This window comes from Pseudomonas sp. P129, assembly GCF_020312195.1.
GTDB classification, from domain to species: domain Bacteria; phylum Pseudomonadota; class Gammaproteobacteria; order Pseudomonadales; family Pseudomonadaceae; genus Aquipseudomonas; species Aquipseudomonas fragariae.
Map to the genome: position 1 here is coordinate 89,214 of NZ_JAGPYS010000011.1, position 14,497 is coordinate 103,710.

General features: G+C 60.3%; 13 protein-coding genes and 1 pseudogene. 2 read left to right on the forward strand and 12 right to left on the reverse strand.

All coding sequences use genetic code 11. From position 1 onward, the window contains the following. The first annotated feature begins 52 nt into the window (after positions 1–52). Together KBY02_RS21295 and KBY02_RS21300 are read left to right on the forward strand one after the other, a co-directional pair. Positions 53–1,336 (forward strand): cellulase family glycosylhydrolase, encoded by a 1,284-nt coding sequence (locus KBY02_RS21295; RefSeq protein ID WP_011266625.1) that lies wholly within the window; start codon positions 53–55, stop codon positions 1,334–1,336. Between the two features lie 164 nt (positions 1,337–1,500). Continuing rightward, positions 1,501–2,289: pseudogene (locus KBY02_RS21300) on the forward strand (type III effector). A 94-nt stretch (positions 2,290–2,383) separates the two neighbouring features. Here KBY02_RS21300 and KBY02_RS21305 read toward each other — a convergent pair. From KBY02_RS21305 to KBY02_RS21360, 12 genes are all read right to left on the reverse strand, one after another. Continuing rightward, the gene (locus tag KBY02_RS21305) at positions 2,384–3,460 is read right to left on the reverse strand and encodes a protein-glutamate methylesterase/protein-glutamine glutaminase (RefSeq protein WP_011266626.1); all 1,077 of its coding nucleotides are present in this window, start codon (positions 3,458–3,460) and stop codon (positions 2,384–2,386) included. Next, positions 3,423–3,956: a chemoreceptor glutamine deamidase CheD gene (gene cheD, locus KBY02_RS21310; protein ID WP_003403301.1), complete on the reverse strand. Its 534-nt coding sequence runs from the start codon at positions 3,954–3,956 to the stop codon at positions 3,423–3,425. The genes KBY02_RS21305 and cheD overlap by 38 nt, the downstream gene beginning before the upstream one ends. Beyond that, complete coding sequence (locus KBY02_RS21315; RefSeq protein WP_024638552.1) at positions 3,953–4,762, reverse strand: CheR family methyltransferase; 810 nt, start codon at positions 4,760–4,762, stop codon at positions 3,953–3,955. Before KBY02_RS21315 ends, cheD begins: the two co-directional genes overlap by 4 nt. Before the next feature lie 9 nt (positions 4,763–4,771). Then, entirely contained in the window at positions 4,772–5,311 is a 540-nt protein-coding gene (locus KBY02_RS21320; protein WP_003403299.1) for a chemotaxis protein CheW, read from the reverse strand. A gap of 36 nt (positions 5,312–5,347) precedes the next feature. Then, positions 5,348–7,003, reverse strand: coding sequence for a methyl-accepting chemotaxis protein (locus KBY02_RS21325; protein WP_032654591.1), 1,656 nt, complete (start codon positions 7,001–7,003; stop codon positions 5,348–5,350). Between the two features lie 30 nt (positions 7,004–7,033). Beyond that, complete coding sequence (locus KBY02_RS21330) at positions 7,034–9,157, reverse strand: chemotaxis protein CheA (protein ID WP_096135443.1); 2,124 nt, start codon at positions 9,155–9,157, stop codon at positions 7,034–7,036. Between the two features lie 46 nt (positions 9,158–9,203). Beyond that, positions 9,204–9,494 carry a lipid asymmetry maintenance protein MlaB gene (locus KBY02_RS21335; RefSeq protein ID WP_003371244.1) on the reverse strand — a complete coding sequence of 97 codons (291 nt, stop codon included), beginning with the start codon at positions 9,492–9,494 and terminating at the stop codon, positions 9,204–9,206. 23 nt (positions 9,495–9,517) lie between these two features. Beyond that, positions 9,518–9,886, reverse strand: coding sequence for a response regulator (locus KBY02_RS21340; RefSeq protein WP_002553206.1), 369 nt, complete (start codon positions 9,884–9,886; stop codon positions 9,518–9,520). Positions 9,887–9,895: 9 nt separating this feature from the next. Beyond that, positions 9,896–11,113, reverse strand: coding sequence for a methyl-accepting chemotaxis protein (locus KBY02_RS21345; RefSeq protein WP_080374765.1), 1,218 nt, complete (start codon positions 11,111–11,113; stop codon positions 9,896–9,898). A gap of 664 nt (positions 11,114–11,777) precedes the next feature. After that, the gene (locus tag KBY02_RS21350; RefSeq protein WP_003392712.1) at positions 11,778–13,076 is read right to left on the reverse strand and encodes an NAD(P)/FAD-dependent oxidoreductase; all 1,299 of its coding nucleotides are present in this window, start codon (positions 13,074–13,076) and stop codon (positions 11,778–11,780) included. A gap of 216 nt (positions 13,077–13,292) precedes the next feature. Then, entirely contained in the window at positions 13,293–13,826 is a 534-nt protein-coding gene (locus KBY02_RS21355; protein WP_003317783.1) for an MOSC domain-containing protein, read from the reverse strand. Further along, entirely contained in the window at positions 13,823–14,452 is a 630-nt protein-coding gene (locus KBY02_RS21360) for a DUF1780 domain-containing protein (protein WP_060400845.1), read from the reverse strand. The genes KBY02_RS21355 and KBY02_RS21360 overlap by 4 nt, the downstream gene beginning before the upstream one ends. Between the last annotated feature and the right edge of the window lie 45 nt (positions 14,453–14,497).

The following is a 14,497-nucleotide window of genomic DNA, read 5'->3' on the forward strand; positions in this document are numbered from 1 at the left end:
ACAAAAAACCGTTCACCCAAACGCGTTACCTCCACAAAAAAGGAGTAATGAAATGAGTATGAATACCTCTGTAAACAACAACAGCCCGGGGTGGTCGCCTGTCTCGTCGGGCAACCTGGCTCCGAGTCCGGACTATTCAGGTAAGTCGTCGAGCAATGCCGTGCACTTTCTTCCTCCGGAAAGTACCCAGCGCTCGCCGAACACGGTGAGTTGGGGGAATGGCGCGCCGACAACCGCCACCGCCGGGAATGGACAAGCACGAGGGGGCGATCAAAGTGACTTGATCGAGGCGTTGACGACGCTGATTCAGGCGCTGCTGAAACGCTTGCTCGGTGATTCTTCCGCAAGTAACTCTTCTGCAAATAACCCTTCCGAGAACCCGTCCCCTGCTTCGTCCGGGCCAGGTCGGGCTTCTGCTTCTCCCGGCGGTGCTGCCAGTTCGACGCCAGACTCAGGACTGTCTGAGCAGTCAAATCAAGCCCAACCGTTCAATAACACTGGCTTGGGTTCTCATGGCGGCGCGAATACGGTTCCTGACCGGATTGCGTCTCCTGAGGCAGCGCAAAAAATGGTCGAAGACGTGAAAAATGCCGGAGGGGGAACACTTCGCATCCAGATGACCCATGACCAGATCAATGACCCGGCGCAAATGGCCAAACTCAAGGCGATGGTCGATGCCGGCGACAAACAAGGGGTCAAGATTCAGTTTACGTTTCGTGACAACGCCAATGGCGGCGGTGGCAATGTCTTGTCCGGCGACAAGCTCCAACAAGCCGCCGACGATGTCAAAAACGTGGTTTCTGCCCTTGGAAACCATCCGAGTTTTGTACTCGATACGTTCAATGAGGGCGGCAAGAGTGCCACTCAGGGTTGGGCCGATATGCAGAGCACGTTGATCAAGTCAGCCCGCGACGCTGGTTACAAAGGCGACATCGTGGTGGAGGACAGCAATTGGGGTGGTGGTCTGACGGCCGGCGGGGAAAGCGGGCTGGTCAAATACGCTGATCAGCTGAAAGCCGCCAACGGCAGCAACAACCCTGGCCTGATCGGCAGCATCCATGAGTACGCCAGCGGTGCTGATGCCTCTTCGCGTTTGTCATCGGAGATCAAGGCGCTTACGAGCGCGGGCTTCAAGCCGCAAATCGGTGAAGTCGGTAACGCCAACTGGACCGGGGGCGGTAACTTCGAACAGCGCGACGGCGCCAACCAGGCCGTGAAAGACAACATGGGCGCCCTGAAAGCGGCCGGGGCCGATGTGCTGCCATGGATGGACCAGTTCGAGAACGGCAAGATCAAACACGATGTCGGGTTCTCGAAAGGCGATCAGTTTTCCTGATCCTGCTTCATGGAACCTGTTTTACCTGTCGACCGCTCAGCGGGCAGCTATCTGCGAGGTCGTCAACGAGCAGTGCAGAGCGGCGAGTTGAAGAGGTTGCGCAGATGCTGCGCTATCTGCGCAACCCCCTTTTTCATGACCGATAAGTAGCAGGTATAAAAGCTATGCCTATCAACAGACCCGCCTTCAATTTAAAACTCAATACGGCAATTGCCCAGCGGACTTGAAGAAGGATGCAGGTGCGCAATTGCGCCGTTTGAATCAGAGCGAAGTGCGTGCCAATACACCGACACGTTTCGCCGTTCACCATCGTGCCCCCACTTATGACGTCGCACAAAGCGCGTTGGGTGAAAATCACGGTGGCTGGACTGCCGCCAATCATTTCAAGATGACGGGGTCTGAGGTCTTCATCCATATGGATCGCCTGGAGCCGAACTGCAAGGGGGAGTTTGCCGGAGACAAGATCCACCTCAGCGTTGCACCTGAGGATGTACCGCATGCATTCAATACTGCAGGCGAGCGACAGTCCGGTTGACTCGTGGAAAGTGACTGACATGAAATGCCTGCAAGCAGAGATGCCGGCGGCAAAGCAGCGCGTGGCGCTGGGCGCTCAGTTCACGATCTACGCCAAGCCCGACCGTGCAGACAACACCTACAGCCCAGAGTACATGGGCAAAATGAGGGGGATGATCAGCAGTATCGAACAGGAGTTGAGCGCCGCCGGTGTAAGGCAGAGCAGCCATCGCCCGGACTCCGATGTCTCCCCGGGGCACTGGAGCTATGCGTCTTATCGCAATGAGCATAAAAGCAACAGATCAGGGACTTCCAATCAGCACAGGAACCTGGAGGCCGAGCCTTTTTTCCAGTTGGTCTCATTCTCTGATGGGGCTTCAGGGTCATCGAGGTCCAGCGCTGACCATCAGGCCTTGCTGCCGCCGCCGTGGGCCCGGTAAGGCTGTTTTTCTGAGCATTGCCGTGCGACCGGGGTTTGTGTCTTGAAACGTGGGTGTCGAAAGAAACGCTGGCTGCACGGCGACAGCTTCGGGTTCACCGGTGCAGGATCGCCTGATGAATCTCCTGCAGCGGAATGATCCGCTGCGCCGCGTTCAGTTTGATCGCTTCCTTGGGCATGCCGAACACCACGCAACTGGCCTCGTCCTGAGCCACTGTCGCGCTGCCGGCGTCGAGCATTTCCTTGAGCCCGCGTGCGCCGTCGTCGCCCATGCCGGTCATGATGATGCCGGTGGCGTTCTTGCCGGCGAATTTGGCCACCGAACGGAACAGCACGTCCACCGAAGGACGATGGCGGTTGACCAGCGGGCCGTCGATGACCTGGACGTGATAATAGGCGCCGCTGCGCGTGACCATCATGTGTTTACCGCCGGGGGCGATCAGCGCGAGGCCGGGCAGGATGCGGTCGTTGTTTCTGGCCTCGCGCACCTCAATCTGACTCAGGCTGTTCAGGCGTTCGGCGAACGATGCGGTGAATTTCTCCGGCATGTGCTGGACGATGACCATGCCGGGACAGACGCGGGGCAGGGCAGTCAGCACCGCTTCGAGTGCCTGTGTACCGCCTGTCGAGGTGCCGATGGCGACGATGCGTTCAGTGGTCTGCGCCATGGCATGGCCGCTGGCAGCTGGCAAAATGGCATCGGCGGTCAGTTTGCTGGCTGGGTTCAGCACTGGGGCGGCGGTGCGCTTGCCGAGGTTTCTGACGTTGGAGTTGGCTGCTGCGCGTACTGCTGCAACCAGCTCGGCGGCCGAATCGATGAGGAAGTTCTTCAGCCCGGTGGTGGGCTTGGTGATGATTTCCACCGCCCCGGCAGACAGCGCCTGCAATGAGGTTTCGGCGCCTTTCTGGGTCAGCGACGAGCAGATCACCACCGGCGTCGGCCGCTCGCTCATGATCTTCTTGAGAAAGGTGATGCCGTCCATGCGCGGCATCTCCACGTCCAGCACAATGACGTCCGGCCATTCCTGAGCGAGCTTGCTCATGGCAAATATCGGGTCTGACGCCGCGCCCATCACATGAATATCGGGGGTGTCGTTGAGAATGGCCACCAGTACCTGACGAACTACAGCCGAATCATCGACCAGCAGTACGCTGATTTTTTTGTTTGGCATCTTTTTCCATTGCTTCCATTGGTTGGTGCCTGACCCATACGTTTCCGTCCCACAGGTCGAAGATGATGCTGCGATGGCCGGTGCTGCCCAGGTCCTGAGCCATCAGTTTCAGGCGGTTCTGTTCGGCCAGTGCAAGCGCCGCGTGAACGTTGCTGTCAGCGACGTTACGCATGTGCGGGTCATGGCGATGAGCAGGAAACATTTCGCCGCCGCCAAACAGCTTGACCTGATATTCCTCCGGCAGCGTGCCATTGGCCAGTGCATGACGAATGAGTATTTCCATCGCTTCGTCAGCGTACCTGCCGTCCAGTGGCTGATGCCGGCGTATGCGCCCGGGTAGCATGAAGTGGCACATGCCGCCAATACGCCGCCACGGGTGCCAGAAGGTAATCGCCACGCATGAACCCAGCAACGTGCGCAGGCGAGTCGGCCGGGTCTGAAAGACCACTTCGCCAGGCCCCAGCACTATTTCGGCTACACCGACAGGCGTGTTCATGGTTTGCGGTAAATCGAAGGGGAGACCATTTTCAACATGTCATTCACACCGTTCAGGCTTTCCGAGTGGCTGATGATGAAATAGCCTCCTGGCTTGAGACGGGGGATCAACCGCGCCACCACTTTGCTTTTGGTTTCCTGATCGAAATAAATCATCACGTTGCGCAGGAAAATGACGTCGAACTCGCCCAGATCCGGCAGGGTGTCATTGAGATTGACCTGTACGAAACTGACCCGGCTGCGCAACGACTTGTCGATCAGGAAGGTCCCTTCCTGGCGACCTGTGCCTTTCAGACAATATTTGAACAGCAAAGGTTGCGGCAACGTCTCGGTGCGTTCCATAGGGTAGTGACCGCTGCGCGCCTTGCTCAGCACGCGGGTGCTGATGTCCGAGCCGACCACTTCCCAAGGCGTGGTGCCCAGTTGCTCGGCCAGAGTCATGGCCAGGCTGTAGGGCTCTTCGCCAGACGAACTGGCGGCGCTCCAGATGCGGAACATTTTGCCGTGTGTGACCTTGGGCAGCACCTGCTGACGCAGAAAGTCGAAGTGCTTGGGTTCGCGGAAGAAATACGTTTCGTTGGTGGTCAGCAGGTCCAGCGCCACTTGCAGCTCGCCGTTGCGCTGATCGTTCATGATCAGCTTGAAATACTCGCCATAGCTGTCCAGCTCGTAATGTTTGAGACGCTTGAACAGGCGGCCGGCCACCAGCGCTTTCTTGGCCAGCGTCAGTTTGATGCCCGCAGCGTTGTACAGCCAGTTCTGGAACTGGCCGAATTCGCGATCGGTGAGCGACGCTGTATCAGGCATGTGCAGACCTCACGTCGCGTCGACGTCGGGCGGCAGCGACTGGCCTGCTTCGGCAAGGCTGGACATTTCATCGATGGACAACACGCGGTCGACCTCGAGAACGATCACGAACTTGCCGTCGACCTTGGCCATGCCGCTGATGAAGTCGGCGCGAATTCGCGCACCGAAGTTCGGCGGCGGCTCGATCTGCGACGCCGGAATCTCCAGCACCGCCGAGACATTGTCGACCAGCAGGCCGATGTCCTGCGGCTGGCCGTCCTCACTGTTGGCCTCGATGATGATCACGCACGAGCGCCGGGTGATGGCCGAGTTCTGTCGCCCGAAGCGCGCCGACAGATCAACCACAGGCACCACAGCGCCGCGCAGATTGATCACCCCGCGCACGAAGGCGGGCATCATCGGCACCACCGTCAGGCTGCCGTACTCGATGATTTCCTTGATGCCCAGAATGCCGATGGCGAACATCTCGCCACCGAGCATGAAAGTCAGGTACTGCGCCTCTTCTTCGACCGTCGCTGCGGTCTGCCGAGTCGTGACCAATGAGCCCATGTCGTTCTCCCCTGGAGTCTCTATCGAAGCCGGCAATCAGAAACGGGTAAATTCCGATTCGTCCGGGGCGCCCGCCATGCTTTGCGCAAATGCCTTGCGCGGAGCCTGTTGCGGTGGCCGCGGAGGCTGACGGTTCGGGCTGTTGCGGCTGTCGAAAGTAGCGCTCTGTGCGACGGCCCTTGGCGATGCGTCGAGGGTGAAGAAACTCATGGCCTGTTGCAGTTGTTCGGCCTGGCTGCTCATTTCTTCAGCCGTAGCTGCCAGTTCTTCGCTGCTCGATGCGTTTTGCTGGGTGACCTGGTTGAGCTGGGTCATGGCGGTGTTGATCTGCGCTACACCGGCTGCCTGCTCTTCCGACGCTGCACTGATTTCCTGCACAAGGTCGGAGGTTTTGTTGATCGAGGGCACCATTTCGTCCAGCAGCTTGCCGGCCTTCTCGGCCATTTCCACGCTGCTCGACGACAGCTCGCCGATTTCCTGCGCGGCCACCTGGCTGCGCTCGGCCAGCTTGCGCACCTCGGCGGCCACTACCGCGAAACCCTTGCCATGTTCGCCGGCGCGCGCGGCTTCGATGGCGGCGTTGAGGGCGAGCAGGTTGGTCTGGTAAGCGATGTCGTCGATGATGCTGATGCGCTGGGCGATTTTCTTCATCGCCACGACGGTCTGCTGCACCGATTCGCCGCCATCGGTGGCTTCCTTGGCGGCCTTGCTGGCCATGCCATCGGTGACTTTGGCGTTCTCGGTGTTCTGGTTGATGCTGGCGCTCATCTGCTCGACCGATGCGCTGGTCTCTTCGACGCTGGCGGCCTGCTCGCTGGTGGCCTGGCTCATCGACTGTGCAGTGGCGCTGACTTCTTCCGAAGCGCTGGCCAGGTTGTCGGCGGCATTACGCACATCGCCGATGATGTGCGACAGCTTGCCGACCATGTTGCGCATGGCGTTGAGCACCATGCCAGTCTCGTCCCTGGAACCGTGGCCGATGTGGGCGTTGAGATTGCCCTCTGCCAGTTGCTCGGCGGCCGTTGCGGCCTCCTTCAGCGGGCGGGAAATGATCCGGGCGATGAACAGCGCCAGACCCAGGCCGATCATCAAGGCTGCAATCAGTACCACGATGATCGAGATACGGGAGGTTTCGTACAGGCTGGTGCCTTTGTTGCCAGCGATAGTCGCGCCAGCTTCATTCAGCTCGACCATTTTTTGCAGCTGAGTGGTCACTTCATCGAAATGCGTCTTGGATTCGCCCTTGAGCAATGCCCGCGCCTGAGCCTCCAGGTTTTGGCGTGACTGATCGAACAGGTCGTTGCTGACCTTCAGGTAGGCGGCCCATGACGCGCTCACGCTATTGAACAACTGACGATCGTCATCACTGGAAATCAACTTGTCGTAAATGGCCAGGCGGGTTTCGAACTGTTTGCGAGAGTCCGCTGCTTCCAGCTCCATCTGCGCCTTTTCCTGGGCGGTGTCGGCTGCAATATGGCGGTTTTCCTTCAGGCGGTAATTGGCGGCGAAGAAGCGCATGCCCGCGGCCGCCCGCATGGACGGCATCCAGTTTTCCTTGATGTCCTGAGCGGCCTGGTTGACCTGCCCGAGCTGGATGATGGCAAAGACTCCCATGGCCGCGGTCAACGCCAGAACCACCAGGAACGAGGTAATCAGCTTGGTGGAAATCTTCAGATCGTAGAACCATTTCATTGAAGTAACTCCTTGGGAATTGCGAATCCGTCAGCGAGAAGTGGGCAGCAGGAATTGAGGCGCCTGGGTCGAGCGGGCCTCCATGTGTACGATCTGGTTGAGCAGGGCGGGGATGTCGAGAATCAACGCCACCGCGCCACTGCCCAGGATCGTCGAGCCGCTGATGCCGCGCAGCGCGCCGAACAGCTTGCCCAGAGGTTTGATAACGGTTTGGAACTCGCCCAGCAGGTCATCGACCACCAGCCCGGCCTTGTGCTCGGCGTAACGCACCACCACCACGTTCTGGCGCCTGGCGGCCGGGCCTTCATGATTGAAGTGGTCGCGCAGGTAGACCAGCGGCAGCACTTCGCCACGCAGGTCCAGGTAGCCGCTGTCGCGGGTCAACTGCCGGTTGTGTTCGTCCAGCTCGATGCATTCCTGCACCATGTCCAGCGGGATCACGTAAGTCGACTGATCGATACCAACCAGAAAACCGTTGATGATCGCCAGCGTCAGCGGCAGACGGATGCGCACGATGGTGCCCTGACCGGGCTGACTGTCCAGATCCACCGTGCCGCGCAGCAAGGTAATGTTGCGCTTGACCACGTCCATGCCGACACCACGGCCCGAAAGATTGGTGACGGCCTCGGCAGTGGAAAAGCCGGGCTCGAAAATCAGGTTGTAGATTTCCTGATCGGTGAGGCTTGCGCCGGCCGCCACCAGTCCGCGTTGCTGGGCCTTGTCGAGGATGCGCTCGCGGTTGAGTCCGGCCCCGTCGTCGGCGATTTCAATGACGATGCTGCCCGAGTCGTGGTACGCGTTGAGGCTCAAATGACCTTTGGCCGGCTTGCCTGCCGCGCGACGTGCTTCGGCGCTCTCGATGCCGTGGTCCATGGAGTTACGCAGCAGGTGCATGAGCGGGTCGCCGATCTTTTCGACGACGGTCTTGTCCAGTTCGGTCTCCGCACCATTGATAATCAGGTCGATGTCCTTGCCCAGTTCCTGACTGACATCGCGCACCACACGGCGGAAGCGATTGAAGGTGTCGCCGATGGGGATCATGCGCAGGTGCAGCGCGCCATCCAGAATCTGCTCGACCAGCCCCGACACCGTCGAGCTGGCTTCCTGAAGCGGGTCGTTGTCGCACGACTTGGCCAGCAGGCTGGCGCCGGCGCTGGCAATGACCAGCTCGCCGACCAGATTGATCAGCTCGTCGAGCTTGTCGGCGTTGACGCGCACATAGCGGCCATCCTTGTTTTTCTGCTCGCTGCCCGAAGAAGGGCGCTCTACAGCGGTTGCCGTTGCCGTTGCCGTTGCCGTTGCGGGCGTACGTGGCACTGCGCGCTGATCGCCCAGCAGTTCGCCGCTGGCCACCACAGGGCTGTGTTCAGGCTGCGAGACCAGTTCGGTGCCGGTGGGCTCGACGTGGTCTGGCGTTTCGTCCAGCGGCGTGATTTCCACCGCGCAGTCTTCACGCACGAAATCGAAGACTTCGTTGATCGCGGCGTGCCCGGCAGCAGAGCGGAAATCGATCTCGAAGCCCAGGTGGCAGGATTCCGGGTCCCACGCTTCAACTGTTGGAATGCTGTCGGTCAGCGTCGTGACCTGGACCATCTGCCCCAGGGTATTGAGGTAGCGCAGGAACGACAGCGGGTCCATGCCGTTGCGAAACACATCCACGCCAAAACGTAGCGAGATATGCCAGAGCACGTCGGCTGACTGTTCATCATCGCTGACGACCTGCGCACTTGCGATGTCAGCGGCGCTGGCGCTGGCCGGTGCCTGGAAGACCTGCAACGCCTGACGCAGCGCTGCCTCGCGCTCCAGTGCAGGTTGCTGCAGTTGCTCGCCACGGCTGGCGACCACGTCGATCAACTCAAGCATGTGATCGCCGGATTTGAGCAGCACGGCGATCAGCTCGGCGTTTACCGAAACACTGCCTTCACGCAGACGATCCAGCACGTCTTCGACGATGTGAGTAAAACTGACGATAGGCGTCAGCCCGAACAGTCCGGCCGAGCCTTTGATGGTGTGCGCTGCGCGGAAGACCGCGCCGATCGCGTCCAGGTCGCCGGGCTCGCTTTCGAGTTGCAGGAGGGATTCCTCCATGGCCTGCAAAAGCTCTCGCGCTTCAACGATGAACGTCTGCTGTGCCTGATCGAGATTAATACTCACGATGACTTCCTTGATCGATCACTGGGCAGTACTGCAAATGGACGCGCTACAGCACGACACCCGGATTACATAACTCGAAGGTTTCGCTGACTGCCTTGCTTTGCCCGGTCAGGTGCAGCGAAGTCCCGGTCTTGCCGGCTTCACGCTGGATCACTGCCAGCAGTTGCAGGCCGGCGCCGTCCATCTCGGTGACCTGTGAAAGGTCAACTTCCAGGCGTGCCGCAGCGCCGATCTGTGGCAATAGCCTGGCGGCCAGTTCGGTCACGGTGTAGATCGTCAACTCGCCGTCGATCTGCACGCGTGCAGTGTCGTTGGTGCTCTCGTCTGGCGTGGGCATGCTGGCCTCCAGGGGCCTGGGTCTCAGGGCAGGATGAGCTTGGAAACCGCTGCGAGCATTTGTGCCGGCTGAAACGGTTTGACGACCCACGCCTTGGCGCCTGCGGCCTGACCTTCGGCCTTTTTCGATTCCTGGGATTCGGTGGTCAGCATGATGATGGGCGTGAACTTGTAGCTGGCCAGCTTCTTCACTTCCTTGACGAAAGTGATGCCGTCCATGTTCGGCATGTTCACGTCGCTGATGATCAGGTGCACCTTCTGCCCGGTGAGCTTGCCCAGTGCATCCTTCCCGTCACAGGCTTCGATAACGTCGTATCCGGCACTCTTCAGCGCGATACCGACGACTTGCCGGACGCTGCTTGAATCGTCGACCACCAATACACTCTTAGCCATGATTTACTCCTAGAAAAACGTGATTTCCTGCGAATCCTGCTGTGCTGCCGATTCACCTCGGTGAGTGCGACGTTGCTCGTCGGTCGCGTAGGTAGACTCCATGCGCGCCAGCCATTGCCGGGCGTCGATGGCGACGGCCTCGTCGGGGGACTGGCTAGCCTGCAGAAGGTGCGCGTGCAGCGAGTCGATGTTGTCGCGTACGTGGGCGAGAATCTGGCTGACCCGGTCCTGAAACTGCAGGTTCACCAGGACCTCGGTCATTTCGTCGCGAATCCCGTAGCTCTCCTGCTTGAGCAGGTCGGCGGACTCGGCCAGGCGACCGGTGATGCTCTGGAAGCGCTCCAGTACGTTCTGAATGCTTTGTTCGGAAGCGGCCACCGAATGGCTGTCCTGATCGGCACCGCTCGATGCGGCCTGCACCAACTGGGTGATGGCGTTGTTGATGATGTCGACCTTGGCGGACATCTGCTGACCGGTTTCGCTGGATTTGCTCGACAGGCTGCGCACCGCATCGGCCACCACGGCAAAGCCACGGCCCGCCTCACCGGCACGCGCTGCCTCGATGGCCGCGTTGAGGGCCAGCAGGTTGGTCTGTGCGGCAATCGCCGCAACGTCGGCGGCCATGGTGCGCAATTCGCCGGTATAGGCGGTGAGGCTGCGCACCTGGGAGAGCGTCTGGTCGCGGCTGGCCTGAGTGGATTTGAGCGAGTCGATTACCCGGCTTAGTTCGCTGTCGCTTTGCGACAACACTTTCAGCGCACCATCGGCATTCTGACCGTCCAGCTCACCGGCAGCGTGCTGCGACGCCTGCACGGTTTCCTGCAGGCGCTCGGAGATGCCCATGAAACGCGTGCTCAATTCGACAATCGCGGTTTCGGTCTGCTGGCGCGAGCTTTCGACCTGCTTGGCCCAGATCGGCATGGCACCGAGGAGGATTTCATTGAACTGGGCGTTGGACGCCATGGCGCTGCTTTGAGCGCTATGCGCCTGGTGGTGATCCATCGCCTGAGCCACGGCGCGGCGCACTTGGGTCTGTTGGGAGCGGGCGGCCAAGGCACAGGCGCCGAGACCAATCGCCAGCAGTGCAGCACACGCCACCAGATTGGCCGTACCCGTGCCGAACTGCGTGAGAATCCAGGCAATGGCGGGTATGACGGGAATGAGTGAGAACCAGATGAAACGCGGATGATTTTCTGCAGGAGCACTACTGTATTGATTCGACATCATGGGTTCGATCCCTGAACAGTGCAGCGTTGTACACGACTCAATGGTTATCTGCGCGCCGCAGACAAACTTGATCCCCGTACGGGAGCCTTCCGTCCGGTCGCTTGGCGCACAACCCGATCCTGTTAAAAATAGCGGGTATTCGGGGCATCGCAAGTCGGCGCAGCGAACGCGTTGGCAGAACAGCCGGATTCACTAGGGAGAGGACGCAGAGCGTCCGGAAAGGCATGCGACGCAGAGCGCCGCACGATAGAGGGGGGATCGTTCCTCACGCTCCAGCGTGGGAATGCGGTTCACGACGCTCCGCGTCGCAAGAGGACGCGGAGCGTCCAGAACGGCATGCGACGCAGAGCGCCGCACGATAGTGGGGTGATCGTTCCGCACGCTCCAGCGTGGGAATATGCAGTTCACGACGCTCCGCGTCGCAAGAGGACGCGGAGCGTCCGGAATGGCATACGACGCAGAGCGCCGCACGATAGTGGGGTGATCGTTCCTCACGCTCCAGCGTGGGAATGCAGTTCACGACGCTCTGCGTCGTCAAGAGGAGGCGGAGCGTCCGGAATGGCATGCGACGCAGAGCGCCGCACGATAGTCGAGATGATCGTTCCTCACGCTACGGAGCATGGGCACGATAGTGTTTTCCCGTACGCCTCTCGTCTGGTGTGGCTTAGTGCAGCTTCATCCGCGGCTCGGTGCCTTTACCGATCTTGCTGCCCAGCATCAGCATCAGGGTACGGAAGGTGCCGTACAGCGCCATCTGGTGCATGCGGTACAGCGACACGTAGAACATCCGCGCCAGCCAGCCTTCAAGCATCACGCTGCCCATCAGGTTACCCATCAGATTGCCGACGGCCGAGAAGCTCGACAGCGAGATCAGCGAGCCGTAGTCCTTGTAGGTGTACTCCGGCAATGTCTTGCCTTCAATCCGCAAGCGTAGCGATTTGACCAGCAAGGATGCCTGCTGGTGGGCGGCCTGAGCGCGCGGCGGGACGTTGCGGTCGGTGCCTTTTTGCGGGCAGGCCGCGCAGTCACCGAAGGCGAAGATATTTTCGTCACGGGTGGTTTGCAGCGTCGGCAACACTTGCAACTGATTGATCCGGTTGCTTTCCAGGCCATCCAGCTCATGCAGGAAGGCCGGGGCACGAATACCTGCCGCCCAGACCTTCAGGCTGGCCGGGATGACCTGCCCGGTAGCGGTGATCAAGCCATCAGCCGTCACTTCACTGACTGCTGCATTGGTCAGTACCGTCACGCCGAGCTTTTCCAGCGTCTTGTGCACCGGCGCGCCGATGCGCTCGGGCAGCGCGGGCAACACCCGTGGCCCGGCTTCGATCACCGTGATGCGCAGGTTTTCCGGCTTGATCTGACCCAGCCCGTAAGCCGCCAGCTCATGTGCCGCGTTGTGCAGCTCTGCCGCCAGCTCGACACCGGTTGCACCGGCACCCACGATGGCCACGGTAATTTCCTGCGCGCTGTCGGCCTGGCCGGCGTGGGCGCGCAGGTAGTGGTTGAGCAGTTGCTGGTGAAAGCGCTCGGCCTGTTTGCGGCTGTCAAGAAACAGGCAGTGCTCTGCCGCGCCCTTGGTGCCGAAGTCGTTGGTGGTGCTGCCCACGGCGATGACCAGCGAGTCGTAACCCAGGCTGCGTGCCGGAACCAGTTCTGCGCCGTTTTCATCCAGCGTCTCGGCCAGATGAATCTGGCGGCTGGCGCGGTCCAGACCGGTCATGCGCCCGAGCTGAAACTGAAAGTTGTTCCACTTGGCCTGAGCCACGTAGTTCAGCTCGTCCTCATACGAGTTGAGCGAACCGGCAGCCACTTCGTGCAACAGCGGTTTCCAGATATGCGTCAAGTTGGCATCAACCAGCGTGACACTGGCCGTGCCTTTCTTGCCAAGGGTCTTGCCCAGACTGGTAGCCAGCTCCAGACCGCCAGCGCCTCCGCCAACGATAACAATACGATGCGTCATAAGGATTACTCGGAAGGTTTAAGGAATTCGGGGGGAGCTCGATCTTCGCGAGCGCAAGGCAGCTCATAGCGTCAGAAGGCTCAATAAAGGGTTCATCACCACACTGCCCGGGTCAGGAGCGGCCTGCGCTCGACTGGATGCCGGTGTGCCTGAAGGTACTCTTCGACACACCTTTGCGGTTCCGGGTTCAGGTGTCTGCTCAATTTATCCCTTGTCTCAGGCGTGCTGTCGGGCAGGGGGCCAGGGATCGGTGATTTCCAGCGGCTCGACCTGCAGCGTATCGTCCAGGCGGATGATTCCGCTTTGTAACACTCGCGCAGTGATTCCACCATGCCCGCGCACCGCCTGGAACGTCCCGTGACCAAGACGCTGCTCAAGTCGCGCACACGGCTGACACCAGCCGGTGGTTTCGAAAATCGCCTGACCGATCCGGAAACGTCGATTCTTCAGGCTGAACAGGTTGATGCCGCTGATCACCAGATTGCGCCGCAAATCCTGCGGCACGATAGGGTTATCCGCCGCGCGGTTCAGCAACGAGCCAACCACCGCCAGATGCTCCCACTGAATCAACGTCACCTGCCGTGCATTGCGCGGGCCGGGCCGCGAGTGATCGCCGGTCAGACCTGCTTCACGACGTGCTTCCACGGCATCCAGCTCGATCATCTCGACCCGCGATTGCGGACGCACGCCGATCCAGCGCACACGACCTTGTTGAGGCACATCGGCCAGCAGTTCCTGCAAGGGGCTCATAAACTGATTCCAACATCGAAAACGACACTGCGCCCCAGATTGGTACGCAGAAAATCCGGAGCGCCCGGATGCGCGAACAATACCCGAGCGAAGGTCGGCCCCACCAGCGACAACGAGCGCCAGCCCTGACGCAAGTACTCGGTCGGTGGTGGAAAGTGACTGTTGAGGTCCAGCACCTCGCGCTTGAGGCTGGCGAAGGCGATGATATCCAGCCCGCCCAGATCAATGCCGCGTTCGCGATAGTTGGTGGATTTCTTGCGCAGGGTAGGGGCGAGTCGGTGCAGCAGGTCAGAGGCCGGAATCCGCTTGGGCTTGGCCTCCCGACGTACCAGTTGGCTCAACGAGAACGCGCTTCGTCGTCGCGCCAACTCCTCGCGCCACTCGTCATTAAGACGCCGCCCCTCATCCAGCACGAAAAACACCTCGAAGCGCCCGTCACGAAACAGCACATCCGGCGGCTCCTGAGTGGCAGGCGTGAAGTCCTCATTGCGATGGGCAATGTTCAGCCCCTGCAACAGGCGCTGACAAACCCAGCGCTCACGCTCCCACTTCCGCGCATTGGAAAGAAAGGCGTTGGCTTGTTCGGCCTGGATCGTCAACAGGCGCAGGTAGTCTGAGTCATCCATAGGGCCAAGCTTAGCGTTCAAGTTGCCATGACTGGAAGAGTGAAT